We start from the raw sequence: 24,713 nt of genomic DNA, 5'->3' as shown, positions 1-24,713 counted from the left end.
TGAGGTTAGAACGCCCAATTCAGCGACAGCCCTACGCCGTGGGTTTTATCCCGGGCGCCCAGCAGGCCGTTGTAGTCCAGGTTGATCCGCGCATCCCGGTTCAAAGCAAGGCTGGCGCGGGCGCCCACGACGGCGGCGTCCCGGTCCATGGACACGCTTTGCACGGCAAAGCTATTCACCCCGCTGGCAAAGGCCAGGTGCTGCTCGGCCGAGGTATCGCTCAGGTTATGCTGCCAGCCCAACGTACCTGAGACGTCCAGTTTCTGGGTATCGGTGAGGTTAAACCGGCTACCGGCACGCGCGCCCAGCGTGGACAGCACCGTGTCGCGGGTGTCGTCATCACCCTTGAGCGCCGTGTCGCCTCCTTTCTCCGTAAAGCTGTCGCTGTCGAAGTGCACATAGGCCAGGTTGGCGAAGGGCTCCAGCGCCAAAGGCTGCAGGTTGAGGCGATAGGCCGCTTCGGTGAACACCTGGGTCGATTGCGCGTCGCGCTTGACCTTCAGGCGGTCGGCCGAAGTACCCAGTTGCACGTCTCGCTTGACGTCAATGCGGTGCCAGCTATGGGATGCACCTGCGGTCAGGCGCAACGCCCCTTCCTCGTGGCCAATGTACGCACCCAGGTGGTAGCTATCGGCCGAGGCGCTGGAATGGGTGTCGTCACCCATGCCTAACGAGGTATCGCTGTAACCGACCATGGCGCCCAACCGGGTCTGCTCAGCCACCAGGCCGTCCACACCGGCGAGCAGGCCGCCCAGGGATGAGGTTGAACTGGCGCTGTCGCTGCTGCCGCCGTTCTTGCCCCAGGCGCCCAGGCCTTTCACCCACAGGTTGTTGCCTTCAACGCCCGCCGCAGGCTGGTCGTACAGCCCTTCGACGCGCAGGCGATCACCTACGGCATCGCGTACCTGGCGGCTGTCGTTGATCAACTGAGTGGCGATGGCCGGGTGCACTTCGCCGGACAACTGGGTGTAGGCACGCCGGGCGGTAGCCGCATCAGGGCTCAACAGCAGCTCTTCGTACACCGCGTTACCGGCCCCTAATTGCTCGGCGGCCGCCGCTACGTTGGCCTGGTTAGCGGTTTGCGCGGCGCTGGCGAAGCTGTCCCCGTTGCGCTCCAGGGCCAGGGCAACGCCCGTACCGCTGTAGGCCAGGTTGCCATCCAGGAAAGCGTAGTTATCCAGCACCGACCCAAACTGGCCCTGCACGCCGCCAGCGGCTTGCAGCACGCTGAACGGCCGGCCGATCAGGCTGTTGACCTCGCTTGTGGTGAAGCCGGCACCGTTTTCCAGCGAGAGGGCCATGGTCGCACCGCTCACCGTAGCCTGTCCGCCGGCGATGATGCGGTCGCTGCCAGCGGGCGACAACTCCACGGCATACACAGCGCCGGGCGCCAGGTTAAGGTCCCCCGCCACCTGTAAGGTGCCCACGGAATTGCCCGGCGCCACCGTACCGCCACGGTTGGCGGCAAGGGACGCGACCCGGCCGTTGCCGCCCAGTATGCCGGTGTCGTTGACGGTCACCGCCGAGGCCAGCGAACCATTGACCGCCAGGCGCCCTTCATTGACCAGGGTTGGGCCGCTGTAGGTGTTGGCGCCGGTCAGCACCAAGGTACCGATACCCAGCTTGGTCAAGCCGCCATGCCCGGCTATGTCATTGCTCCACACGTCCCGCCCGCATTGTGGCCCGCTGCAGAGGCGCTGGGTCGGTTTACCGGCATCGACCACCGCGCCGGTACCCGGCAGGTTGGCAACGAACTGGCTGTCGCCATAGGCGCCGCTGATACGAAACTCGGCGGGAATATCCGCCTCGGTGACGAACATGCTCGGGCCGTTGACGGCCTTCCCCAGGTTGATCATGCCCCAGCCATAGAGTGCGTCCACGCCAGGCGCGCCGAGGTCGGTGGCGGTGGTTTTCAACACGTCGGCCACCTGTGCGCCGGTCATGTAGGGGAAGCGCTCCATCAGTACTGCCATGCTGCCCGCGACATGGGGCGCGGCCATGGAGGTACCGTTTTTGTTGGCCCAGCCCACGGTCAGGTCTTGCAGGCTGGTGCCGTTGAGCACGGAGCTGTAGATCCGCGTACCTGGCGCCGACACGCAGAAGCTGGCCGTGTAACCGCAGCGAGAAGAAAAGGTGCTCAAGGTGTAAGGCGTGGTGCCGGCGGCCGCGGCGTTCGGGTTTTGCTGCAAGGCAGCAACCGTCAGCCAGTTGGGGGCGATCTCTGGCACGAAATATCCGAGTCCGGCCATGGCGTCCGGGTTGTTCAGGTTGTAGTCGTTGCCTGCTGCGAAAATGGTGACCACGCCGCTGCGCGCTGCATCGATGGCGCCCTGATAAGCGCCCCCTGGGCGAGTGCCGAGGATCTGTCGGATCTGATCGAACTGCAGCTGCGCATCCTGCACGGTGAAGTGCGGAAAGGCCGGGTCGCGACCGCCTTGGGCAAAGCGGTCGGTAATGCCGATGCCCCAGCTGTTATTGATGATGCGCGCGCCACTGCTGACCAATGCGTTCCAGCCAGCTTGGTAAACCGCGCCGTCGTTGCCCAGCACAATCCCGTCTTCCGGGCCTGGGTCGCCGTTGTCGGCGCTGATGATCTGGGCGTTGAAGGCCACGCCGTGCATGGGCCCGCCGTCTCGGTTGCCGCCAGCGATGCCACCTACGTGGGTGCCATGGTTACCCAGCCGGCCGTTGGAGTCAGGGGTAGGGGCGCCGTCGTAACGGAAGGCGTCGCCGGCCTTTACCGGAATATAGGGGTCGGTGTACTCGCGAATGCCACTGGTAACCAGGTTGATCACCTTATCCGGGCTGGCGAATTCCGGGTGCGGTGCGTACACCGGCTGATCGAAAATCCCCAACTTCACGCCCTTGCCGGTGTAACCGGCCGCGTAGGCCTGGTCGGCGTTGATCGCGCCCAGCCCCCATTGGGCCGTGAACTCCGGGCTGCGCCAACTGGCGACATTCCCGGTCTGGCCGGCTTCTACGTAAGGCGCAGCATGGGCTACACCGAGGGTGGCCAGGTAACAGGCGAGGGCGCCGCAAGAAGCGCGATTGGCTTGCCGAATAGCGTGCCGAATGGAGCTGACAGCAACCTGTCGAGTGGTGGATAGCTCTTTCATAGATATAACTGTCCTTAGTTAACGCACACAAAACCCCGCACGAATGCCGTCTTGGCATCCGCTTCGTTCTTTTTCCAACAATGGGTAGGTTGAAACATTCAGCCTTATGCAAGCGGTGGGCGATGGCCTGGTTCGCCCTGCCGGTTTGCGTTTAGAACTGCCAGTTAAGGCTCAAGCCGATGCCGTGGCTTTTTTCACGGCTGGCCAGTTGGCCGTTGTAGTCCAGGCTAACGCTGGCCTCACGGCTCAGCGCCATGCGGGCATGGGCACCCACCAGGGCCGCGTCACGTACCAGGGGCGAACTTTCGATGCCAAAGCTGCTGCCGCCTGCCGCAAAGGCCATGTGCTGCTCTGAATCGGTGTCGCTCAGGTTGTGCTGCCAGCCCAGGCTGCCGGACAGGTCCAGCTTCTGATGATCATTGATTGCGATGGTTTTAAGCGCCCGTACACCCAGCGTGCCGAGCACGGCTTCACGGGTATCGCTGCCGGAGGCAAGCGCAGCGGCATCGCCCTTCTCGCTGAAGCTGTCAGTGCCAAGGTGGACATAGGCCAGGTTAGCGAAGGGCTCAAGCACTGCGGGCTGCAACTGAATACGGTACGCCGCTTCGGTGAATACCTGTGCGGTTTGCGCATCGTGCTTGGTTTTCTCCCGGCCACTGGCGCCGCCGACCTGTACATCGCGGTGGGCATCGATCCGGTGCCAGCTGTAGGCACCGCCGAGGGTCAAGCGCCAGGCGCCGATCTCATGACCCAGGTAGGCGCCCAGATGGTAGCTGTCCACTGATGCACGGGAATGGGTACCCGAGCCCATGTTGACCGAGCTGTCACTGTAGCCGCCGAGCAGGCCAAGGCGCGTGTCGTCACCTACGTTGCCGTCGACCCCCGCCAGCACGCCGCCAATGGACGAGGTATAGCCAGCCGTATCGCTACGGGAATCCGTTTTGCCCCACGCGCCCAAGGCCTTGAACCACACATTGTCTTGCGCCGCCGTATGGGCATCGGCGCCGAACACGCTGGTGCCCAGGCGCTCGCCAACCGCATCACGCACATAGCGGCTGTCGTTGATCAATTGGGTGGCGACTGCCGGGTAGATCTCGCCCGACAGCTGCTGGAAACTCTCCCGGGCCGAGGCGGCACTTGGCGCGAGCAGCAGGTTTTCATACACCGCGTTCCCCGCTCCCAATTGTTCGGCGGCCGAGGCCACGGCTGCCTGGTTAGGGGTTTGCGCCACGCTGTCGAAAGCCGCCGTGCGTTCGATATTCAGCGCAACGCCGTTAGCGGCGTAGTCCAACCGGCCGCCGAGGAAAGCGTAGTGGGAGGTAACCGCTGCGAACTGCCCGTTCACACCATTGGCGGCCTGCAACACGCTGTACTGGCGGCCAAGCAGGGTCTGGCCAGGCGTGGCATTCAAGGCCAGCGGTGTTGGGTCCAGGGCCAGGGTCATGTTGGCTCCCGACACCGTGGCACTGCCGGTGGCCACAATGCGGTCACTGGCCGTTGGCGAAAGCTCTACCGCGTAGGTTGAGCCTGGCGCGAAGGTTAAGTCACCGTTCACTCGCAAGGTGCCGATGGAGTTACCCGGCGCCACCTGCCCGCCGCTCAACGCGGTGAGGTTACCGACCTGCCCATTGCCGCCCAAGGTGCCACCCGCATTGACCTGCACGGCGGACGCCAGGGAGCCATTGACCGACAGCACACCACCGTTGACTTGGGTGTCGCCGCGATAGGTATTGTTCCCTTCAAGGATCAATCGGCCCGCGCCGGACTTGATCAGGCTCCCTTGGTACTGGCGCTGAGCCGCGGCCGCAGCACGGGCGGTGCCCACGGCGTAGTCGGTCTGGTCCTGTTGGCTGGCGGTGCTGGCCACGCCGTTCTGCCAACCTCTGTTGACCAGGGTTTGCCGCCAGGCGGCCTGTTCGGCAGTGTCCTCGGCCTGACGCTGGATCAACGCCTGATCAGAAATATCGTTACTCCAGACATCGGTTCGGCCGGCGCCCAGGGTGGCATCGAAGGTGCCCAGCAACTGGCCTGGCCCGCGCATGGCCCGCTCCAGGTTGACCACGCCCCAGCCCACAGTGCCATTAGGCGCCTGGGTGACCGAACCATCGAGCTGGGTCGCGGTGGTGAGCAGCACCTGCAAGGCCTGCTCGTTGTTCATGTAAGGGTAGCGCTCCATCACCAGCGCCAGTGCGCCGGTGGCATGGGGCGCGGCCATGGACGTACCGGACTTGAGCGCATAGCCGCCGCCCGGCACGGTGCTGTTGATAAGCCTCCCAGGTGTGGTGATGCACCAATATTTGGCAATGCCGCACTGGTTGTAGCGCTGGGCATTGGCGCTATCCAGACCAGACACCGCCAGCCAGTGGCCTTCCAGGTCTGGCTCGAAATATGGCAGCGCAGAACGCACACTGGCGTTCGCATAGCCAGTATTGCCAGCACTGAAGACGTTGATCACGCCCTTGCGCGAGACGTTAGCCGCTTCATCCAGCCAGGTGCCCCGGTTGTAATGCTGGGCATAAGCGGCCTGCACGCCTTCCAGTGTCGCGTAGGTCACATCCGGCGGCTGGCTACCCCAACTGTTGTTAATCGCCCGCACACCGGCATCGGCCAGCGCGCCATAGGCCGCCTTGAAGTACTGCGGGTCTGGGCTCGGGCCAAACAAGAAGCTATCGCTCTGGTTGGTGTTGGCCACATAGATTTGCGCGTTGTACGCCACGCCATGCATGCCAACGCCATCACGGGCCGCGCCCATGGTCCCGGTCACGTGCGTGCCGTGGGTATCGTTATTGGGGTTGATGGCACCCGTGACGCTAAAGGGCGAACCATTTACGTAGGTGCCGTTGGCCGTTACCGCATGGTAGCGGGATGGGCTGGCTTCGGGATGAGAGGGGGCGAATCCCGAGTCCATCGCGCCGATTTTTACGCCGTTGCCGGTGATACCGGCAGCATAGGCCTGATCAGCCTGGATACGGCCCAATCCCCAGTCGCTCTGAAATTCTTCCGAGCGCCAACTGGCCGCGTCGCCTAACTTGCCCTGTTCTGCATAGTCGGCATACGCCGAACAGCCAAAGGTAAAAGACAACGCGCAAAGTGCGGTCGTGGTTGCGGGTTTAATGGAATAACGGACAGCATTGGACGGCTTGAACCTTCGCATCCCTGCACACCTTTTTTAGTTATTAGCTCCCTAGTGAGCGCCGTAAGAAAATAGTCCGCTGCGCAGGGTATGGCAACTCATTTGTTTCAATTTTGATACAAAGCCAACGAATGGAAAAAATGCAGATAATTAGCCATAAGGCGCTGTGACAAGGCATCCAGGCGGTCCGGGCACAACTAAGGGGGGTGTGGGATAGTGGCCTTTTAGTTGCATTATCCCAAAAAAAGTAGCGCGTTTAGTTGATCTGGCGTACGCGCCTTGGCGAACCTTCCACAGTCACAGTTCTATGCGGGATGCGTAGCAAGGATTTATTCAAGTCATAACTAGCGTGAATCAGCAGTAATGGGCGTTAAGTACACGAGCGCCAAAGGGGCCGCTGGCTCAATTATTATGTTTGCGCAACTTAGCGCAGTGCTGGCGCGGCAAGCGATGCTTCGTCCATAACCTGTTTCAAACCCTCGGCTGTGTGTTCACTGGGCACCGTACCGAAGCCGTGCTTGCGGAACCAGGTGCCGCTCCAGGGAGGCTCATGAGTCGGTCGGATTGTTCCGCAACACTTCAGTGCATCGGCAGCGACAGCCAGCGCCAGGTCGCGACGTCCCGCCGTATGAAAGTAAGATGCTCTGCAGCGCTGGCAGGCTTCAAGCCTGGCGACGATAATGACGCCGGTTTTCTGATTCGATAAGGCGCGCCATGCAAGATGCATCCGACACCGCCGTCACTGGCAAAGACCCTGCACCCACCGGCACGCAAACGCTGATTCGCGGCCTGGGCGTGATTCAGGCGGTCGCCAGCGGCGCTCGCGACCTCAAGGAAATCGCCCGGCTGATCGGCACCACGCGCAGCACCACTCACCGGCTTGCCAGTTGCCTGGTGGAGGAGCGTTACCTGCGGGTGTTGCCGCAAACGGGTTATGTGCTGGGGCCCAGGTTGATCGAGCTGGGATTCCAGGCCCAGGAAGAAGTGCCGCTTTTGGTGCTGGCCAGACCCTTTCTCGACGAACTGTCGGCGCTCACCGGCGACACCGTGCACCTGGCGATGCGCGACGGTGACGAAGTCTTGTACCTGCATAAAAATCCCGGGCGCAATGGCCCGGAGATGCGTTCGCGGGTGGGCCATCGCATGCCGCTGGCGCGCACCGGCATCGGCAAGGCGTTGCTGCTGGACAGCCCGGAAAGCGAATGGCAGCGGCTGTACGAAATCAGCGTGCCGACCACCGGCAAAAACCCGCTGTGGCCGGCCCATGAAGAACAGACCTGGGAGCAGGTGCAGGCGCGCATGCACGAGTACGTGCGGGGCGGTTATGCATTCGATCTGGAAGACAACGAGCCGTCCATTCGCTGCGTGGCCGCGCCGGTGCGTGACGCCAGCAAACAGATCGTCGCTGGCATCAGCATCGCCAGCACCGTGCCGTACATGCCGCTGGAAAAAATGGCCGACCTGGTGCCGGTGATCAAGGACGCGGCGGCACGGCTGTCGGCGGAGCTGGGCGGCTAGCGTGTCGCTGCGCAGAGCAGAGCAGGAAGGGGGAACGGGCGAAACGTTGACGCAACGGGCGGCAATCACACATTGCTGAAAACCCGGGAAGCGCCTGCAGGTGACGAGATCGAGAAATGGCTTTGTGATTGACCCAACCATAACCCCGACCCGCGGTCCTAATTGTTCAGAGGCCAGCGGCCGTCCGGCCAAGGCACGCGTGATTCGCGAAGGAGGGATGTTATGGCGAGTAGAAAAAAAATACAGCTCACACCGCTGCTGCTGCTTCAGGAACTCACCACCATTTTGCTGGAGCATTTTGAGCAGGCCTGCGGACAAGCCCTCGCTGACGCTGAGAAGAAGCTTTCCAGGTTCGAAAAGAAGCACAGCAAGGTGGAAAAAAAGCGTGGCAAGCAGCGGGCCCGTCTCGACTCCACGCCTACCGCAAAACGCAAAAAGCAGACGAAGCTGCGAGCCACTCTCTCACTGCTTGAGGCCGCTTTGGTTGAGTTGCAACTTCAGATCGATGAGACCCGGCAATACATCAGTCACTTGAAGCACGACATTCACGTAAGTCTCACGTTGGTGCAGGGCGTGGGCAAGGTACGTGAAGCCGCCGGTGAAATGCTGCGCCAGCGAGAAGACGGAGGTAGCTTGCCATCCGCACAAATGGAAGTGGCCGCCAAATCTGCCGTGAAGCCTTCGCCCGCGACCCTGCGCGCTGCAAAGCAGGCAACAGCACTGAAAGCGATTGCTAATGCGGTGGTCGCCAAGCCCACGGTGACGGTGGTCAAGGGACGAAAGCATGCACCCAGCGAGGTTGCACCATTGGCCCACGGGGTCGCCGAGGCCAGCGCTGCGCCCGAGCCGGATGAGGCGCCTCATGCTGAATCCGCGCTCCAGCCGGAATGGCTCGAGGGCTCGCTTTAGTGGTGTCGCCGGTCGCCCCGCATTGCGCGGGGCGACCGGTGGATCAGGCCTTCAACGTGGCCATGTCAATCACGAAACGGTACTTCACATCGCCCGCAATCATGCGGGTATAGGCCTCGTTGATGTTCTTGATGTCGAGCATCTCGATGTCGCAGGTGATGCCGTGCTCGGCGCAGAAATCCAGCACCTCCTGGGTTTCGGCGATACCACCGATCAGTGAACCCGCCAGCACGCGACGCTTCATCACCAGATTGGCCGCATGCAGCGCCGGATCGACGGGTTCGATCAGGCCGACGAGAATGTGCACGCCGTCAAAACGCAGGGTTTCCAGGTAGGGGTTCAAGTCGTGCTGCACCGGAATGGTGTCCAGCAGGAAGTCGAAATGACCGGCAGCGGCTTTCATTTGCTCGGCATCCGTCGAGACGATGACGTGATCGGCGCCCTGACGACGACCTTCTTCAGCCTTGCTCGCCGAGCGGGTGAACAGCGTCACTTCTGCGCCCATGGCCTTGGCGAACTTGATGCCCATGTGGCCCAGACCGCCCATGCCCAGCACGCCCACTTTGTCGCCGGCCTTGACGCCGTAATGCTTGAGCGGCGAGTAGGTGGTGATGCCCGCACACAGGATTGGCGCCGCAGCGGCCAGGTCGAGTTTCTCCGGGATACGCACGACGAAGTGCTCGCTGACCACGATGCTGTTGGAATAGCCGCCCATGGTGTTGCTGCCGTCGACGCGGTCCGGAGTGGCGTAGGTCATGGTTGGACCTTCGAGGCAATATTGCTCGAGGTCCTGCGCGCAGGCTTCGCACTGACGGCAGGAATCGACCATGCAGCCGACGCCGACCAGATCGCCGACTTTGTGCTTGCTGACGTTGGCGCCGACTTCGGTGACCTTGCCGACGATCTCGTGGCCGGGCATCAGCGGGTACACGGCGATGCCCCACTCGTTGCGTGCCTGGTGGATGTCGGAGTGGCAGACGCCGCAGTAGAGGATCTCGATGGCCACGTCGTCCGGCCGCGGGCTGCGGCGGCTGAACGTCATGCGGGCGAGGGGAGCGGTGGCGGACTGGGCGGCGTAACCGATCGCTGTGTACATGAAGAACCTCGCAAAAACGATGACGGTTGAGGCGGTGCATTGTCCGCAGCCGGGACGTCGCCGGCCATGGTCATTCCTCCGCCTGTCATGCCTGATCCTCCGAACCTGACACATCGATTCACGCCGCGCGGGGCTGATCTGCGATGATGGCGGTGTCAAATCCTCCGTATGGCTGCCCATGTCTCCTGTTTCTCATTCCGACGCCAACGCCGAGTTGGTCTCTCTCATCAAGCCCCTGGCGCCGCGCCCGGGTTTCGTCGATACCCTCGTGCCGGGCGTGCAGGCGATGTCCTGGGATTACTACGTCGCCAGCAGCCCGCAGATCTATGAACCCAGCCTGGTGATCATCGCCCAGGGCAGCAAACTCGCGCGCCTCGGCCCGCGAACGCTGGAATACGGCGCCGGTCATTATCTGGTGCAGGCGTTGTCGGTGCCGTTCATGTGCGAGACCTTCGCCACGGCCGAAGCGCCCATGTATGGCGTCGCCGTGTCAATCGATCGCGCGCTGCTGGGCGAGCTGGTGCAGGCCATGGGCGAGGCGCCGAACGTGAAGGTCAGGGCGCAAACGCCGGAATCCATGACGTCGGCTGAACTGGACGCGCCAATGCGCGAGAGCGTCGAGCGGTTGCTGCGCTGCCTGCACGATCCGCTGGACGCGCAAGTGATGGGGCAGGCCCGTGTCAGGGAAGTGGTGTACGCCGCGTTGCGCGGTCCCCAAGCCGGAGTGCTGCGGGCATTGGTCGAACAGACCGGCCACTTCGCGCGCATTGCGGCGTCGCTGCAATACCTGCGCGACCATTACGATCAGGCCCTGAGCGTCGAGGATCTGGCCCGCTGCGCCAACATGAGCGCCTCGACCTTTCATGAGCATTTCAAGCGCAGCACGCTGCTGTCACCCGTTCAGTACCTGAAACGCGTGCGCCTGCTCAAGGCCCAGCAGATGCTCATCGGCGAGGGCATGGGGGTGGCGCAGGTCGCGCACAAGGTCGGGTATCAGAGCACGTCGCAATTCAGTCGCGAGTACAAACGCTACTTCGAGCGCAATCCGGGGGAAGAGGGCGAGCGGCTGAAGATATCAGCGTGAGGGGTGATGCCGAACCTCAAAAGCTTCCCGGCGGTAGGACCGGCTTCAGCCGGGAAGAGGTCAGTGTGTGCAACATCAATTGTGCGATGTGGCCGCTGACGCTTTCCCGGCTAAAGCCGGTCCTACTCAGAATCCATTACATATTGGGATAGGTCGGGCCGCCTGCGCCTTCCGGTGCTACCCAGGTAATGTTCTGCGACGGATCCTTGATGTCACAGGTTTTACAGTGGACGCAGTTCTGCGCGTTGATCTGGAAGCGCTTGGCGCCGTCTTCCTGGGTCACCACCTCGTAAACCCCCGCCGGGCAGTACCGCTGAGCAGGCTCATCCCACTTGGGCAGGTTGACGCTGATCGGGATGCTCGGATCCTTCAGCTTCAAGTGGCACGGCTGCTCTTCTTCGTGGTTGGTGCCGGAGATGAACACCGAGCTTAATTTGTCGAAGCTCAGCTTGCCGTCGGGTTTCGGGTAATCGATCTTCTTCGAATCGGCCGCCAGCTTCATGCACGCGTAGTCCGGCTTGGTGTCGTGCAGGGTGAAGGGGATTTTGCCGCCGAACAGGTTCTGGTCGATGAAGTTGAACGCGCCACCGAAAATCGCGCCGAACTTGTGCACCGCCGGGCCGAAGTTGCGGCTGGCGAACAGCTCTTCATGCAGCCAACTGGCCTTGAAGCCCTCGACGTAGCCGTTGAGCGCGTCGCCACCCTCATTGCCGGCGAACAGTGCATCCGCCACCGCTTCAGCGGCGAGCATGCCGGACTTCATGGCGGTGTGGCTGCCCTTGATCTTGGCGAAGTTCAGCGTGCCCAAGTCGCAACCGATCAGCGCGCCGCCGGGGAAGACCATCTTCGGCAGCGAATTCAGGCCGCCCTTGCAGATCGCCCGCGCCCCGTAGCTGATGCGCTTGCCGCCCTCCAGATACTGCTTGAGGACCGGATGGTGCTTGAGGCGCTGGAATTCGTCGAACGGCGACAAGTACGGGTTGGCGTAGGACAGATCCACGATCAGCCCGACCACGACCTGATTGTTTTCCAGGTGGTAAAGGAACGAGCCGCCGGTGTTTTCGGTGCCCATGATATCCAGCGGCCAGCCGGCGGTGTGCACCACCAGGCCTGGCTGATGTTTGGCCGGATCGACTTCCCAGATTTCCTTCAGGCCGATGCCGTAATGCTGGGCGTCGGCTTCGCTGTCTAGGTTGAAGCGGTTGATCAGTTGCTTGCCGATGTGACCACGGCAGCCTTCGGCGAACAGCGTGTACTTGCCGCGCAGTTCCATGCCGGGGGTGTACAGGCCTTCTTTCGGATTGCCTTCACGGTCCACGCCCAGATCGCCGGTGAGAATCCCGCGGACCACGCCGTTTTCATCGATCAGCGCTTCCTGAGCCGCAAAGCCCGGGTAGATCTCTACGCCCAGGTTCTCGGCCTGCTGCGCCATCCAGCGGCACAGGTTGCCCAGGGAGATGATGTAATTGCCTTCGTTGTGCATGGTCTTGGGCACGAATGCGCCCGGGACTTTCTGACTGGCGTCGGCACCGGTCAGCACATAGATGTCGTCACTTTTGACCGGCGTGTTGAGCGGGGCGCCGAGGGCTTTCCATTCAGGGAACAACTCGTTGAGGGCGCGGGGTTCGAACACCGCACCGGAGAGTATGTGGGCACCGACTTCGGAGCCTTTTTCCACCACGCAGACGCTGATTTCCTGACCGGTGTCAGCGGCTCTCTGTTTCAGGCGGCAAGCGGCAGACAGCCCGGCGGGCCCGGCTCCGACGATGACGACGTCGAACTCCATAAATTCGCGTTCCACAGGCTATCTCCTACTCAAGGCTTAACGGCGTATTTTTTTATTGATGGCTAAACCGACACCGGGAAGGTCGTTGGCCCGGGTGTCATCTCAAAGGCGCGCATTATATCTACACCACCTCACAGGTCCAATACAAACGTTTGTTTGAATCGGCCGAAACCCTGATAAATCATGGTGAGGCGGCTTGTGACTGGCGTTTATGTCGTATTGACCCGACTAGACGTTGCGGTCAAGATACGGGCGGTTTTGCGCTGGCTACGGGTTGGCTGTCAGCCCTGATGATTGCGTACGAACCGTCGGTAGCAGAACACCGGTAAAAGCAACGTGAGCATCGCCCCGCGCAACCGTCAGCCTCAGGCCGGCGGCGCGCTGCAGTTTACACGGGCGATCGGCGTCTGGCTTGGATTGCCGCCGTAGTGTGGCCGCTTTTGCTGACATCCGCATTCAGCAACCGTGAATACGTTGTTTTCACAGGTGTTCCTTACACTGACGAGTACCCATCGCCGGGCCTGGCCTGGCGATTTCTTTTCACCGGAGAGAAACGAGGAATCCATGAAGGTTCTTGTAGCTGTCAAACGAGTGGTCGACTACAACGTCAAGGTTCGCGTCAAAGCGGACAACTCCGGCGTCGATCTCGCCAACGTTAAAATGTCGATGAACCCCTTCTGCGAAATCGCTGTAGAAGAAGCCGTGCGCCTGAAAGAGAAGGGCGTTGCGACCGAGATCGTCGTCGTTTCCATCGGCCCGACCACCGCTCAGGAGCAACTGCGTACCGCGCTGGCACTGGGTGCCGATCGCGCCATCCTCGTGGAATCCGCGGACGAACTGACCTCCCTGGCCGTGGCTAAGTTGCTCAAGGCCGTTGTCGACAAGGAGCAGCCGCAACTGGTCATTCTCGGCAAACAGGCGATCGACAGCGACAACAACCAGACCGGCCAGATGCTGGCTGCGCTGAGCGGTTATGCCCAAGGCACCTTCGCCTCCAAAGTCGAAGTGTCCGGCGACAGCGTCAACGTCACCCGTGAAATCGACGCCGGCGCGCAGACCGTATCGCTCAAGCTGCCAGCCATCGTCACCACCGACCTGCGTTTGAACGAGCCGCGCTACGCGTCGCTGCCAAACATCATGAAAGCCAAGAAGAAGCCCCTCGAAGTGCTGACGCCTGATGCGTTGGGTGTTTCGACTGCGTCCACCAACAAGACCCTGAAAGTTGAAGCCCCGGCTGCCCGCAGCGCAGGCATCAAGGTCAAGTCGGTTGCTGAACTGGTTGATAAACTGAAAAACGAAGCGAAGGTGATCTGATGACGACCCTGGTTATCGCTGAGCACGAAAACGGCGCAATCGCTCCCGCCACCCTGAATACCGTTGCCGCAGCCACCAAAATCGGTGGTGACATCCACGTTCTGGTCGCCGGCCTGAACGTCGCTGCCGTCGGCGAAGCTGCTGCAAAAATCGCCGGTGTGTCCAAGGTCCTCGTGGCTGACAACGCCGCCTACGAGCACCAACTGCCGGAAAACGTCGCCCCGCTGGTGGTCGAGCTGGCTTCGGCTTACAGCCACGTGCTGGCTGCTGCAACTTCCAACGGCAAGAACATCCTGCCCCGCGTCGCAGCGCACCTGGACGTCGATCAGATCTCCGAGATCATCTCGGTCGAAAGCGCTGACACCTTCAAGCGCCCGATCTATGCCGGTAACGCTATTTCGACCGTTCAGTCGTCGGCAGCCGTGAAAGTCATCACCGTTCGCGCCACCGGCTTCGATGCAGTGGCAGCCGAGGGCGGTTCTGCTTCGGTTGAAGCCGTGAGCGCAGCCCACGATGCCGGCAAGTCGTCCTTCGTCAGCGAAGAACTGGCCAAGTCCGATCGTCCGGAACTGACCGCTGCCAAGATCGTCGTTTCCGGCGGCCGCGGCATGCAGAACGGTGACAACTTCAAGCACCTGTACACCCTGGCTGACAAGCTGGGTGCAGCGGTCGGCGCTTCCCGCGCGGCCGTCGACGCAGGCTTCGTGCCCAACGACATGCAGGTCGGCCAGACCGGCAAGATCGTCGCGCCGCAGCTGTACCTCGCGGTCGGCATCTCCGGCGCGATCCAGCACCTGGCCGGCATGAAAGACTCCAAAGTGATTGTCGCGATCAACAAGGACGAAGAAGCGCCAATCTTCCAGGTGGCCGATTATGGCCTTGTGGCGGATCTGTTCGAAGCGATCCCGGAGTTGGAGAAGCTGGTTTAATCCACTTCCCTGACTTATAAAGAGAACCCGTTCGTTCGGGCTGCCGCAAGCGTGTTCACTATGAACCAGCGCTCAGGCAGTCGGAACTGACGGGTTTTTTTATGGGCTCAAAAAAGGACGTTGTCATGTTGTCGCCAAAGCAGACGCTGGCTTCACTGCTGAGCGGGTTGCTGTTGCTGCCGTCGCTGGCCTGGTCGGCGGGCAAGTGTGACCGGCTGATCGTCACCGGCAGCCCTGACGCCCCGCCGTACCTGTGGCGCGACCCGCAGGACCCCAAGCACCTGATGGGCGCCAATGCCGACCTGCTCAAGGAGGTGGCGCAACAGATCGGCGTCAAGGTCGAGCTGCTGTATGGCGGCAAGCGCAGCCAGGCCCTGGAAGAGGTGCGCACCGGGCGCATGGACATGCTCGCCGACACGCCGCTCAACAGCGCCGAGCTGGAATCCCTGGACTTCATCCACCCGCCCATTGCCCAGAACGAAATCATGGTCTGGACCCGCAACGGTCATGAGCAGCCGTTCAATTCCCTGGCCGATCTACAGGGCCATCCCGGCGCCATGTCCGAAAAGACCCGCGTGACCGCCGGATTCGATGAGGCAATCAAGGCGCACCTGACGCTGGAGAAGCAGGCCAGCCTCCCCAAGGCCTTTCAGAAGCTCGCGGCGGGGCAGGTCGAGTTTGTCCTCGCCGGCCGCTATGCCGGTATGGCCGTGACCCAGGCGCTGGACATCGCCAAAGACCTGCAAACCCAGCCACTGCCCCTCGATCGGCCGGGCTTTTATCTGGCGCTGTCGTTCAACTCCGCCTGCAACGATCCATGGCTGCGCGGACAGCTGGCGAAAAAAATGACAGAATTGGAGGCTTCCGGTCGCTCCAGTGAAGCCGTCACGCGCAATCTGGACCTGTGGAAAATCCAGTTGCAGCAGTCCGGTAGCGCCCTCCATCAGTAGGAATGTGTTTTGAGCTTTCTTTTGAAAATCCAGCCTGTATTCGCCGCCGTCGTGCTCGCCGCCCTCGTGGGCTGTGCCAACGACCCGGCGCCCACCGAACAACTCAAGCTCACCGAACAGGCCGTCGCCCAGGCCGCCGCAGTCGGTGCTACGGATGAAGAGCCGGACCTGGTGACAGCGCAGACGAAGCTGGCCCAGGCTCGCGCCTACATCGCGGACAAGTCCTACAAGGACGCGCGCATGCAGGCCGAACAGGCCGAGCTGGACGCGCGTCTGGCCGAGGCCCGAGTGCTGACGCAGAAGAGCGAAGCGCAGGTGGCCCAGGTCAATATCCGCCTCGAGCGTCTGCGCAAGCAGTTGGGGGCTGGCCAATGAATGCCGTTGCGCGAACCCTCAGTCTCGGCCTCTTGCTGGTCAGTGCCGGTCTTGCCGGCTGTGCCGGCCACCAGAACAGTGAGCAGGCGCTGCAGGGCGCCATTGCCGATTACCAGAAGGTCAAGGAAGACACCAACGTTCTGCGCAGCGCGCCGAAGGACGTCATCCGCGCCGGCGAGTTGCTGGGCAGGGCCGAGCGCCTGTCGAGCTACATCGGCAGCGCTGACGACGTCAGTCATTACGCCTACCTGAGCAGCCGTTACAGCGCGATCGCCCGGGAGCACAGCAAGCTGCTGTTGAATCAGGAAAAGCTCGCGCGGCTGGAGCTGGAACGTCAGCGTCTGCAACTGGCGCTGCGTGAAGCCAAGCTGGCCGGCGCACAGCAGCAGGGCAAGTGGGCCGAAGATCAGGTGATCAGCCTGTCGACGCAGCAGAACGAGCGCGGGCTGGTGATGACCTTGGGCGACATGCTGTTTGACACCGGCCGCGCCGAACTGAAAAGCTCGGCCAATCGCACGGTGCTGAAGGTCGTGCAGTTCCTGCAATTCAATCCCAAGCGCGTGGTGCGCATCGAGGGTTACACCGACAGCACCGGCGACGCTCAGGAAAACCTCGCGCTGTCGAAAGACCGTGCACAGGCCGTGGCTGACGTGCTGTCTGATCTGGGCATCGAGGAAGACCGGATTCAGGTCGAGGGTTACGGCGATCAGTACCCGGTGGACGCAAACACCTCCGAAAGCGGGCGTGCGCAGAATCGTCGTGTGGAAATTGTGTTCTCCGACGACAAGGGCCATCTGAGCGCGCCTCGTTAAGGATCACGGGATTGTCAGGATCCGGGTGATTCAAACACCGCGCCCTCTAGCCGGAACAGGAACTGTCACCGTACACTTCCGAACTGTTCCGGTGATCCTTTCGTTTCGATCGCCGCACGCATGATCAAAGCACGGGATCGAGGGACGCGAAATGACCAGTCTGTTGCTGTACCAACGTATTGCCCAACAGCTGGCCGAAGACATTCGCCGGGGCGTGTATCAGCCCGGCGAGCGCGTGCCCTCGGTGCGCAAGATGAGCTCCCAGCTCAACGTCAGTCATGCCACCGTCCTGCAGGCCTACGCCAATCTCGAAGACCAGGGTCTGATCCGTGCGCGGCCGCAGTCCGGTTACTACGTGCATCAAACCCCGGCCCTCACGGCGGCGACCCCCGATATCGCGCGAGTCGAGCGACCCGGTCTGGTCACCCGCGCCAGCATCATTCAACAGGTGCTGGTCGAAGCGAGGCGGGAAGGGGTGTTCGCGTTTGGCGCTGCTGTCCCTCACATCGATTACTTGCCCCTGCGCGCGTTGCATCAGCAACTGGCCAAGGTCACCCGATTTCAGAGCCCTCGGGCGTTCAATTACATGTTCAGCCCTGGCTTCGAACCGCTGCGCCGTCAGGTGGCGATTCGCATGCGCGACGCCGGCGTGGTGATCGATCCCTCGGAAGTGGTGATCACCCATGGCTGTGTCGATGCGCTGCAGATGTCGCTGCGGGTGCTGACCAGCCCGGGCGACCTGATCGCCGCAGAATCTCCGACGTACTACGGCTTGCTGCAACTGGCCGATCTGCTTGGCCTGAAAGTCATCGAAATACCCAGCGACCCGAACACCGGGATCAGCCTGGAAGCGCTGCAACTGGCGGCCAATCAGTGGTCGATCAAGGCCCTGGTGATGACTTCGCGGCTGAGCAATCCCCTGGGCAGCACCATGCCGGAAGAGCGGCAGAAACACCTGCTGCGCCTGGCCTCGGACTTCGACATTCAAATCATCGAAGACGATATCTACGGCGAGTTGATGTACGAGCAGAACAAGACCAAGGCATTGAAGGCCTTCGACCGGCTGGGCCATGTCATCTACTGCTCCAGCTTCTCCAAAACCCTGTCGCCGGGAGTGCGGATCGGCTGGATGATCGCCGGGAAATATCAGGCGGAAATCCAGCGCCTGCAAACCTTCAGCACCCATTCAGCGTGCAGCGTGACGCAGATGGCGGTGGCGTCCTACCTGGAAAACGGCGGGTACGACCGGCACCTACGCTTTATCCGCCAGGAGCACCGCAAAAATCTCAGCGCGTTTCAGCTGGCGGTGCAGCAGATGTTTCCCGAAGGCACGCAGATCAGCCGGCCTGCGGGCGGGTTCATTCTCTGGATCAGTCTGCCGGGACGGGTGAACACTCAGGAGTTGCACGTGCGCGCGTTGGAGCAGGGCATCAGCATTGCGCCGGGGCTGATCTTCAGTAACACGGAGCAGTTCAACCATTGCATCCGCCTTAACTGCGGGTTGCCGTGGAACCGGGAAGCAGAGAGGGCGCTGATGACGGTGGGCATGCTGGCCAAGCAGTTGTGCCAGGATGCCGGGCAATCCTGGTGAACTCGTAGGGTTGCCAGCTTTCCATACTATCGGGGGAGGCGGACAAGGGAACTTGTCAGCCGCCGTGCAAAGGGCCAGCATATGGCCCCTGTCTTACTTACTGCCGTTCAGACTATGAAATCACTGCGTTGTATAAGTGTGATGTTGTTGGTGTTGCTGAGCGCCTGTGATGCGGATAAAGCGCCCACGCCACCGGCGAAAGCCACCGCCTCGGCGCCTGCCGCGCCTGCCGATGCGCCCGCTGTGGCGCCCGTGTCTCCCGAACCAGCGAAGCCTGCTTCCGGACCTGAGCCTTCGCCTGCGTTGCCGGACAAGTCTGTGGCTGACGCGCCGGCGGTCCATACCCTTGCGCCAAATATCACGACCGTGCCTGTAGTCGCATCCGGCAAGTCATCGGCTGAAGCGCCGCGAACGGTTACCAACGCCAAAACAGCCGACGACAAGGCAGCGGGCCCCAACGCCAAATCCGCCAAGGTTAAAGCGGATAACGCCGAAGTGGCGCGGCGTGCTCCGGTGGCCAGCAAGACCAAATCGGCATCGCAAGTGGTCAAGGAAACCAAGCTGAACAAAGTGCCACTTGACCTGAGCTTGCCGCCCGAGATGGTCAAGCAACTGACTCCGCCGTCTAACGTGATTACCTCCGCGTCGAAGGCGAAAGCCCCGTCAACCGGTGCCAAGCCGCTGCTTCCGAAAATGTTCCCTGACGCAAACGCCGACCCTGACTTCCAGATGCAAGGCCGTCTGCTGAGCAACGAAATGGACCTGCAGCTGCGCAATGAGGCGCGCAAGGACGTGGAAGGCGCTGCGCTGGATTTCACCTTCAAAAAGTGATGAACCCATGACGCTGTCAGAGCGCTCGATTTTCAAACGTGTGTTTTAGCGCGTAAGATCAGGCCATCGTTCTCACTCTCACTGCCACACAGGTTCTTTTCATGGAATGCCGTCCAGGCTGCGGCGCGTGCTGCATCGCGCCGTCCATTACCTCACCGATTCCCGGGATGCCCAACGGCAAGCCTGCGGGCATGCGCTGTCTGCACTTGTCGCTGGATATGCTCTGCGGCATTTTTGGACAGCCGGGCAGGCCGGCGGTGTGTAGTCAGTTTGCGGCGGACCCTGAGGTGTGTGGCACCGGCCCCGAGGACGCGATCCGTCTGATCGGCTGGTGGGAAAAAATGACATCGGTGGCGTGAAGCGCACCCGAGGCGCGACTGAACTTCAACAATAAGGAACAACATATGAGTTCGCTGTACCGCATTGCTTTCGGCTTGGGACTGACTGTATGGGTGGCTGCTTCAGCGCAGGCTGAGGAATGGAAAGTCGCGAAGAACGAGGAGGGCATCAAGGTCTCCCTCAGCGAAGTTCCCGGATCGCAGTACAAGGCTTATCAAGGCGTGACCACCATCAGGGCGGGCATCGGCAAGCTCAGAGCGTTGCAGGAAGACGTCGCCGCTGCCTGCGCGTGGATTCACGAGTGCAAGCTGCAGAAGATCCTCAAGCACGACGGCGACAAGACCTGGACCTACTCCCAGTTCAACACGCCGTGGCCGGTCACGCCGCGGGATTCGGTGCTGAAAGTAACGACGGTGGAAGGTGCCGATGGCAGCGTGACCCGTGAGCTGGAAGGCGAGCCCAAGTACATCCCGGAAGAGAAGGGCTTTGTGCGGGTGGCGCAGGTTGAGGGGTTCTGGAAATTCGTGCCCAAGGGCGACAACCTGACCGAGGTGACCTATCAGGTGCACACTGAACCTGGCGGCAGCGTGCCGTCCTGGCTGGCGAACAAGTTCGTGGTGGATGCGCCGTTCAACACCCTGAAAGCGCTGAAGGACCGAGCCGAGAAGAACTGATCGGTTCGCTTGAGACGCTAAAGCCACACGCAAAAAAGGCTGCCCGAGGGCAGCCTTTTTTGCGTCGTCGTGGTGGCTGTCGAGTTATTTGCGCTCGGCCAGCGGAACGATGTCGCGCGACACTTCGCCGGTGTACAGCTGGCGTGGACGGCCGATCTTGTAAGGGCTGGAGAGCATTTCCTTCCAGTGAGAGATCCAGCCGACAGTTCGCGCCAGGGCGAAAATCACGGTGAACATACTGGTCGGGATGCCGATGGCCTTGAGGATGATGCCCGAGTAGAAGTCGACGTTCGGGTACAGCGAGCGTTCGATGAAGTACGGGTCGGTCAGGGCGATCTCTTCAAGACGCATGGCCAACTCGAGCTGCGGGTCATTGGTGATGCCCAGTTCGCGCAGGACTTCGTCGCAGGTCTGTTTCATCACAGTGGCGCGCGGGTCTCGGTTCTTGTAAACCCGGTGACCGAAGCCCATCAGCTTGAACGGATCGTTCTTGTCCTTGGCCTTGGCGATGTAGGTGTCGATGTTGGACACATCGCCGATCTCATCGAGCATGGTCAGCACGGCTTCGTTCGCGCCACCGTGGGCAGGGCCCCAGAGTGCGGCGATACCGGCGGCGATACAGGCAAACGGGTTGGCGCCCGACGAGCCTGCCATGCGCACGGTGGACGTCGAGGCGTTCTGTTCGTGGTCGGCGTGGAGGATGAAAATCCGGTCCATGGCCTTGGCCAGCGTCGGGCTGATCGGTTTGATCTCGCACGGCGTGTTGAACATCATGTGCAGGAAGTTTTCCGCGTAGCTGAGGTCGTTGCGCGGGTACATCATGGGTTGACCCATGGAGTACTTGTAAACCATGGCCGCCAGGGTCGGCATCTTGGCGACCAGACGGATCGCGGAGATTTCGCGGTGCTGCGGATTATTGATGTCCAGTGAGTCGTGGTAGAACGCCGAGAGGGCACCGACCACACCGCACATGACCGCCATCGGGTGGGCGTCGCGACGGAAACCGTTGAAGAAGGTCTTGAGTTGCTCGTGCACCATGGTGTGATTCTTCACGGTGACGACGAATTCGGCTTTTTGCTCGGCGGTTGGCAGTTCGCCATTGAGCAGCAGGTAGCAGGTTTCCAGGTAGTCCGATTGCTCGGCCAGCTGTTCGATCGGGTAGCCGCGATGCAGAAGAATGCCGTTGTCACCATCGATGTAGGTGATCTTCGATTCGCATGAGGCGGTGGACATGAAGCCAGGGTCAAATGTGAAGCGTCCGGTGGCAGTCAGGCCGCGTACGTCGATAACATCGGGACCAACGGTGCCGGTCAGAATGGGCAGCTCGACGGGGGCTGCGCCCTCGATGATCAACTGCGCTTTTTTATCAGCCATGTGGCCTCCTAATTATGCTTCAAATCATCAGACAGACCCCCCACGCAGGGCCCGCATCACTATAGTGAGATAAATTCTAAAGTCAATTTGCCAAAAGTCTTGTAGCAGAAGGCTTTAACGCAGGGTTTTCGTCGAAATTACGGGCCATTTACGCCAATTATCGGGCTAAAGCAATCCACCCTTGGGACAGGGTCTGCGCGTTGTCATTAGTTGGCTAACTGTCTATACTCCGCGTCCGACCGCCAGGGGCTTTCAGGCCCGATTCAACGGGGTTGGTCACTTCCTGGGTAGTGGGTACCTGACCAGTACACTTCCCAACAACTTGCCCTGAGTGTTAGGGCTCTTCAGTGTGAAAAAAAGCCGTGAAAAGCCAACGACCTGTAAACCTAGACCTAAGGACCATCAAACTCCCTATCACTGCTTACACGTCCATCCTTCACCGTATCTCCGGTGTCATCCTCTTCGTCGGCATTGCCATCATGCTTTATGCATTGGACCTGTCGCTCGACTCCGAGGAAGGCTTCGCGTCGGTGAAAGCGGGACTGACCAGTCCGCTGGCCAAGTTCGTGATCTGGGCTCTTCTGTCCGCACTGCTGTATCACCTGGTGGCGGGCGTCCGTCATCTCATCATGGACTCGGGCATCGGCGAGACGCTGGAAGGCGGCAAGCTGGGCTCTAAAATCGTTATCGCCGTGTCTGTGGTGGTGATCGTTCTGGCAGGAGTGTGGATATGGTAACCAACGTCACCAACCTTTCTCGTTCGGGCCTGTATGACTGGATGGCGCAACGCGTCTCCGCCGTCGTACTCGCGGCTTATTTCATTTTCCTGATCGGGTACCTGATCGCTCACCCTGGCATCGAATACGCCACGTGGCACGCGCTCTTCTCCCATAACGCAATGCGCATCTTCAGCCTGTTGGCCCTTGTAGCCCTGGCGGCTCACACCTGGGTTGGCATGTGGACCATCGCGACCGACTACCTGACGCCGATGGCGCTGGGCAAGTCCGCGACAGTGGTGCGTTTCCTTTTTCAGGCGGTGTGCGGCATTGCGATGTTCGCTTACTTCGTCTGGGGTGTGCAGATTCTTTGGGGTATCTGATTCATGGCTAACATTAATACGCTTTCATTCGACGCCATTATCATCGGCGGCGGCGGTGCGGGCATGCGTGCCGCATTGCAGCTGGCTCAGGGCGGCCACAAGACCGCTGTCGTCACCAAGGTCTTCCCGACTCGCTCCCACACCGTTTCCGCCCAGGGTGGCATCACCTGCGCAATCGCTTCGGCCGACCCGAACGATGACTGGCGCTGGCACATGTACGACACCGTCAAGGGCTCCGACTACATCGGTGACCAGGACGCTATCGAATACATGTGTTCCGTTGGCCCGGAAGCCGTGTTCGAGCTCGAGCACATGGGGCTGCCGTTCTCCCGTACCGAGCAGGGCCGCATCTATCAGCGTCCGTTCGGCGGTCAGTCGAAGGACTTCGGCAAGGGCGGTCAGGCTGCACGTACCTGTGCCGCTGCCGACCGTACCGGTCACGCGCTGCTGCACACCCTGTATCAGGCCAACCTGAAAGCCGGCACCGTATTCCTGAACGAGTACTACGCAGTTGATCTGGTGAAGAACCAGGACGGCGCCTTCGTCGGCATCATCGCCATCTGTATCGAAACCGGTGAAACCTCCTACATTCGCGCCGACGCGACTGTGCTGGCCACCGGCGGTGCCGGCCGCATCTATTCCTCCACCACCAACGCCCTGATCAACACCGGCGACGGCGTGGGCATGGCGTTGCGCGCCGGTGTACCGGTGCAGGACATCGAGATGTGGCAGTTCCACCCGACTGGCATCGCCGGCGCAGGTGTACTGGTCACCGAAGGCTGCCGTGGTGAAGGCGGTTACCTGATCAACAAGCACGGCGAGCGTTTCATGGAGCGCTACGCGCCAAACGCCAAGGACCTTGCCGGTCGTGACGTTGTGGCTCGCTCCATGGTTAAAGAGATCATCGCCGGCAACGGTTGCGGTCCTGACGGCGACCACGTAATGCTCAAGCTTGATCACCTCGGTGAAGAAGTGCTGCACAGCCGTCTGCCAGGGATCATGGAACTGTCCAAGACCTTCGCACACGTCGATCCAGCCGTGGCGCCAATCCCTGTCGTACCGACCTGCCACTACATGATGGGCGGCGTTGCCACCAACATTCATGGTCAGGCGATCACCCAGGACGCCGCCGGCGTCGACACCATCATCCCGGGCCTGTTCGCGGTCGGTGAAGTGGCGTGCGTATCGGTTCACGGCGCCAACCGTCTGGGCGGCAACTCGCTGCTCGACCTGGTGGTCTTCGGTCGTGCTGCGGGTCTGCACCTGGAGCAGGCGCTCAACGAGGGCGTCGACTACCGTCGCGCTTCCGAAACCGACATCGACGTCGCGCTAGCTCGCCTCAACGGCCTGAACTCGCGTACCGATGGCGAAGACGTCGCGACCCTGCGCAAAGAGCTGCAGAGCTGCATGCAGAACTACTTCGGTGTGTTCCGTACCGGCGAATACATGCAGAAGGGTATTGCCCAGCTGGCTGACCTGCGCACGCGTATCGCCAACGTCAAGATCAACGACAAGAGCCAGGCGTTCAACACTGCCCGGATCGAAGCGCTGGAGCTGCAGAACCTGCTGGAAGTCGCTGAAGCAACGGCGATCGCCGCAGAGCATCGCAAGGAGTCCCGTGGCGCTCACGCCCGTGAAGACTTCGAAGATCGCGACGACGAGAACTGGCTGTGCCACACCCTGTACTTCCCGGGTGAAAAACGCGTAGCCAAGCGTGCCGTGAACTTCTCGCCGAAAACTGTTCCGACTTTTGAACCTAAGATTCGGACTTATTAAGGGTGAC

At 61.3% G+C, this 24,713-nt stretch carries 20 protein-coding genes; 15 read left to right on the top strand and 5 right to left on the bottom strand.

The window, feature by feature from the left end; genetic code table 11:
* Positions 1-5: 5 nt before the first annotated feature.
* Both AC07VF_RS18610 and eprS read right to left on the bottom strand, forming a co-directional pair.
* Positions 6-3,116: an autotransporter domain-containing protein gene (locus AC07VF_RS18610; protein ID WP_495009693.1), complete on the bottom strand. Its 3,111-nt coding sequence runs from the start codon at positions 3,114-3,116 to the stop codon at positions 6-8.
* A gap of 151 nt (positions 3,117-3,267) precedes the next feature.
* A complete protein-coding gene (eprS, locus tag AC07VF_RS18605; protein WP_495009694.1) occupies positions 3,268-6,270 on the bottom strand; it encodes an autotransporter serine peptidase EprS in 3,003 nt (1,000 codons plus the stop codon).
* 693 nt (positions 6,271-6,963) lie between these two features.
* Between eprS and AC07VF_RS18600 the strand changes: the two genes are divergently transcribed.
* Together AC07VF_RS18600 and AC07VF_RS18595 are read left to right on the top strand one after the other, a co-directional pair.
* On the top strand, positions 6,964-7,767 hold the full coding sequence (locus AC07VF_RS18600; protein WP_495009695.1) for an IclR family transcriptional regulator: 804 nt from the start codon (positions 6,964-6,966) through the stop codon (positions 7,765-7,767).
* 222 nt (positions 7,768-7,989) lie between these two features.
* Positions 7,990-8,676: an AlgP family protein gene (locus AC07VF_RS18595; RefSeq protein WP_495009696.1), complete on the top strand. Its 687-nt coding sequence runs from the start codon at positions 7,990-7,992 to the stop codon at positions 8,674-8,676.
* Positions 8,677-8,719: 43 nt separating this feature from the next.
* Here AC07VF_RS18595 and AC07VF_RS18590 read toward each other — a convergent pair whose 3' ends face one another.
* Positions 8,720-9,772, bottom strand: a complete 1,053-nt coding sequence (locus tag AC07VF_RS18590; protein WP_495009697.1) for an NAD(P)-dependent alcohol dehydrogenase — start codon at positions 9,770-9,772, stop codon at positions 8,720-8,722.
* 178 nt (positions 9,773-9,950) lie between these two features.
* Between AC07VF_RS18590 and AC07VF_RS18585 the strand changes: the two genes are divergently transcribed.
* Positions 9,951-10,856 carry an AraC family transcriptional regulator gene (locus AC07VF_RS18585; RefSeq protein ID WP_495009698.1) on the top strand — a complete coding sequence of 302 codons (906 nt, stop codon included), beginning with the start codon at positions 9,951-9,953 and terminating at the stop codon, positions 10,854-10,856.
* 136 nt (positions 10,857-10,992) lie between these two features.
* On the opposite strand, the gene AC07VF_RS18580 is transcribed toward AC07VF_RS18585, so the two are convergent.
* Positions 10,993-12,657 (bottom strand): electron transfer flavoprotein-ubiquinone oxidoreductase, encoded by a 1,665-nt coding sequence (locus tag AC07VF_RS18580; RefSeq protein ID WP_495009699.1) that lies wholly within the window; start codon positions 12,655-12,657, stop codon positions 10,993-10,995.
* Between the two features lie 549 nt (positions 12,658-13,206).
* On the opposite strand from AC07VF_RS18580, the gene AC07VF_RS18575 reads away from it, so the two are divergent.
* The 9 genes from AC07VF_RS18575 (at position 13,207) to AC07VF_RS18535 (ending at position 20,457) form a co-directional block, all read left to right on the top strand.
* Positions 13,207-13,956 carry an electron transfer flavoprotein subunit beta/FixA family protein gene (locus AC07VF_RS18575; RefSeq protein WP_282372558.1) on the top strand — a complete coding sequence of 250 codons (750 nt, stop codon included), beginning with the start codon at positions 13,207-13,209 and terminating at the stop codon, positions 13,954-13,956.
* Positions 13,956-14,885 carry an electron transfer flavoprotein subunit alpha/FixB family protein gene (locus tag AC07VF_RS18570; RefSeq protein WP_495009700.1) on the top strand — a complete coding sequence of 310 codons (930 nt, stop codon included), beginning with the start codon at positions 13,956-13,958 and terminating at the stop codon, positions 14,883-14,885. Before AC07VF_RS18575 ends, AC07VF_RS18570 begins: the two co-directional genes overlap by 1 nt.
* 128 nt (positions 14,886-15,013) lie before the next feature.
* Positions 15,014-15,835, top strand: a complete 822-nt coding sequence (locus tag AC07VF_RS18565; protein ID WP_495009726.1) for a substrate-binding periplasmic protein — start codon at positions 15,014-15,016, stop codon at positions 15,833-15,835.
* 21 nt (positions 15,836-15,856) lie between these two features.
* Positions 15,857-16,210: a DUF4398 domain-containing protein gene (locus AC07VF_RS18560; RefSeq protein WP_495009727.1), complete on the top strand. Its 354-nt coding sequence runs from the start codon at positions 15,857-15,859 to the stop codon at positions 16,208-16,210.
* The gene (locus AC07VF_RS18555; RefSeq protein ID WP_495009701.1) at positions 16,207-17,022 is read left to right on the top strand and encodes an OmpA family protein; all 816 of its coding nucleotides are present in this window, start codon (positions 16,207-16,209) and stop codon (positions 17,020-17,022) included. The genes AC07VF_RS18560 and AC07VF_RS18555 overlap by 4 nt, the downstream gene beginning before the upstream one ends.
* A gap of 151 nt (positions 17,023-17,173) precedes the next feature.
* Positions 17,174-18,613, top strand: a complete 1,440-nt coding sequence (locus AC07VF_RS18550; protein ID WP_122538388.1) for an aminotransferase-like domain-containing protein — start codon at positions 17,174-17,176, stop codon at positions 18,611-18,613.
* Between the two features lie 141 nt (positions 18,614-18,754).
* Complete coding sequence (locus AC07VF_RS18545) at positions 18,755-19,444, top strand: translation initiation factor 2 (RefSeq protein WP_495009702.1); 690 nt, start codon at positions 18,755-18,757, stop codon at positions 19,442-19,444.
* Positions 19,445-19,545: 101 nt separating this feature from the next.
* The gene (locus AC07VF_RS18540; RefSeq protein ID WP_346629726.1) at positions 19,546-19,803 is read left to right on the top strand and encodes a YkgJ family cysteine cluster protein; all 258 of its coding nucleotides are present in this window, start codon (positions 19,546-19,548) and stop codon (positions 19,801-19,803) included.
* Between the two features lie 45 nt (positions 19,804-19,848).
* A complete protein-coding gene (locus AC07VF_RS18535; protein WP_346629727.1) occupies positions 19,849-20,457 on the top strand; it encodes an START domain-containing protein in 609 nt (202 codons plus the stop codon).
* An 84-nt stretch (positions 20,458-20,541) separates the two neighbouring features.
* Here the strand turns inward: AC07VF_RS18535 and gltA are convergent, their stop codons facing one another.
* Positions 20,542-21,831, bottom strand: coding sequence for a citrate synthase (gene gltA / locus AC07VF_RS18530; RefSeq protein WP_037009384.1), 1,290 nt, complete (start codon positions 21,829-21,831; stop codon positions 20,542-20,544).
* 362 nt (positions 21,832-22,193) lie between these two features.
* Here gltA and sdhC point away from each other — a divergent pair, with 362 nt between their 5' ends.
* The 3 genes from sdhC to sdhA are packed head-to-tail and all read left to right on the top strand — an operon-like array spanning position 22,194 to position 24,706.
* Positions 22,194-22,568 carry a succinate dehydrogenase, cytochrome b556 subunit gene (sdhC, locus tag AC07VF_RS18525; RefSeq protein ID WP_133771634.1) on the top strand — a complete coding sequence of 125 codons (375 nt, stop codon included), beginning with the start codon at positions 22,194-22,196 and terminating at the stop codon, positions 22,566-22,568.
* Positions 22,562-22,930, top strand: a complete 369-nt coding sequence (sdhD, locus tag AC07VF_RS18520; RefSeq protein WP_122538398.1) for a succinate dehydrogenase, hydrophobic membrane anchor protein — start codon at positions 22,562-22,564, stop codon at positions 22,928-22,930. Before sdhC ends, sdhD begins: the two co-directional genes overlap by 7 nt.
* 3 nt (positions 22,931-22,933) lie before the next feature.
* Positions 22,934-24,706, top strand: a complete 1,773-nt coding sequence (gene sdhA / locus AC07VF_RS18515) for a succinate dehydrogenase flavoprotein subunit (protein ID WP_192174889.1) — start codon at positions 22,934-22,936, stop codon at positions 24,704-24,706.
* Positions 24,707-24,713 lie beyond the last annotated feature (7 nt).

The sequence above is a fragment of the Pseudomonas sp. GW821-FHT02H06 genome, from assembly GCF_059421525.1.
The sequence above is the reverse complement of the archived record's forward strand: the minus strand, read 5'-3'. Positions and strand labels throughout refer to the sequence as shown.

Coding starts and splice junctions, on each gene's coding strand:
- AC07VF_RS18610 (WP_495009693.1), bottom strand. CDS start 3,116: ATGAAAGAGCTATCCACCACTCGACAGGTTGCTGTCAGCTCCATTCGG.
- eprS (WP_495009694.1), bottom strand. CDS start 6,270: ATGCGAAGGTTCAAGCCGTCCAATGCTGTCCGTTATTCCATTAAACCC.
- AC07VF_RS18600 (WP_495009695.1), top strand. CDS start 6,964: ATGCAAGATGCATCCGACACCGCCGTCACTGGCAAAGACCCTGCACCC.
- AC07VF_RS18595 (WP_495009696.1), top strand. CDS start 7,990: ATGGCGAGTAGAAAAAAAATACAGCTCACACCGCTGCTGCTGCTTCAG.
- AC07VF_RS18590 (WP_495009697.1), bottom strand. CDS start 9,772: ATGTACACAGCGATCGGTTACGCCGCCCAGTCCGCCACCGCTCCCCTC.
- AC07VF_RS18585 (WP_495009698.1), top strand. CDS start 9,951: ATGTCTCCTGTTTCTCATTCCGACGCCAACGCCGAGTTGGTCTCTCTC.
- AC07VF_RS18575 (WP_282372558.1), top strand. CDS start 13,207: ATGAAGGTTCTTGTAGCTGTCAAACGAGTGGTCGACTACAACGTCAAG.
- AC07VF_RS18570 (WP_495009700.1), top strand. CDS start 13,956: ATGACGACCCTGGTTATCGCTGAGCACGAAAACGGCGCAATCGCTCCC.
- AC07VF_RS18555 (WP_495009701.1), top strand. CDS start 16,207: ATGAATGCCGTTGCGCGAACCCTCAGTCTCGGCCTCTTGCTGGTCAGT.
- AC07VF_RS18550 (WP_122538388.1), top strand. CDS start 17,174: ATGACCAGTCTGTTGCTGTACCAACGTATTGCCCAACAGCTGGCCGAA.
- AC07VF_RS18545 (WP_495009702.1), top strand. CDS start 18,755: ATGTTGTTGGTGTTGCTGAGCGCCTGTGATGCGGATAAAGCGCCCACG.
- AC07VF_RS18540 (WP_346629726.1), top strand. CDS start 19,546: ATGGAATGCCGTCCAGGCTGCGGCGCGTGCTGCATCGCGCCGTCCATT.
- AC07VF_RS18535 (WP_346629727.1), top strand. CDS start 19,849: ATGAGTTCGCTGTACCGCATTGCTTTCGGCTTGGGACTGACTGTATGG.
- gltA (WP_037009384.1), bottom strand. CDS start 21,831: ATGGCTGATAAAAAAGCGCAGTTGATCATCGAGGGCGCAGCCCCCGTC.
- sdhD (WP_122538398.1), top strand. CDS start 22,562: ATGGTAACCAACGTCACCAACCTTTCTCGTTCGGGCCTGTATGACTGG.
- sdhA (WP_192174889.1), top strand. CDS start 22,934: ATGGCTAACATTAATACGCTTTCATTCGACGCCATTATCATCGGCGGC.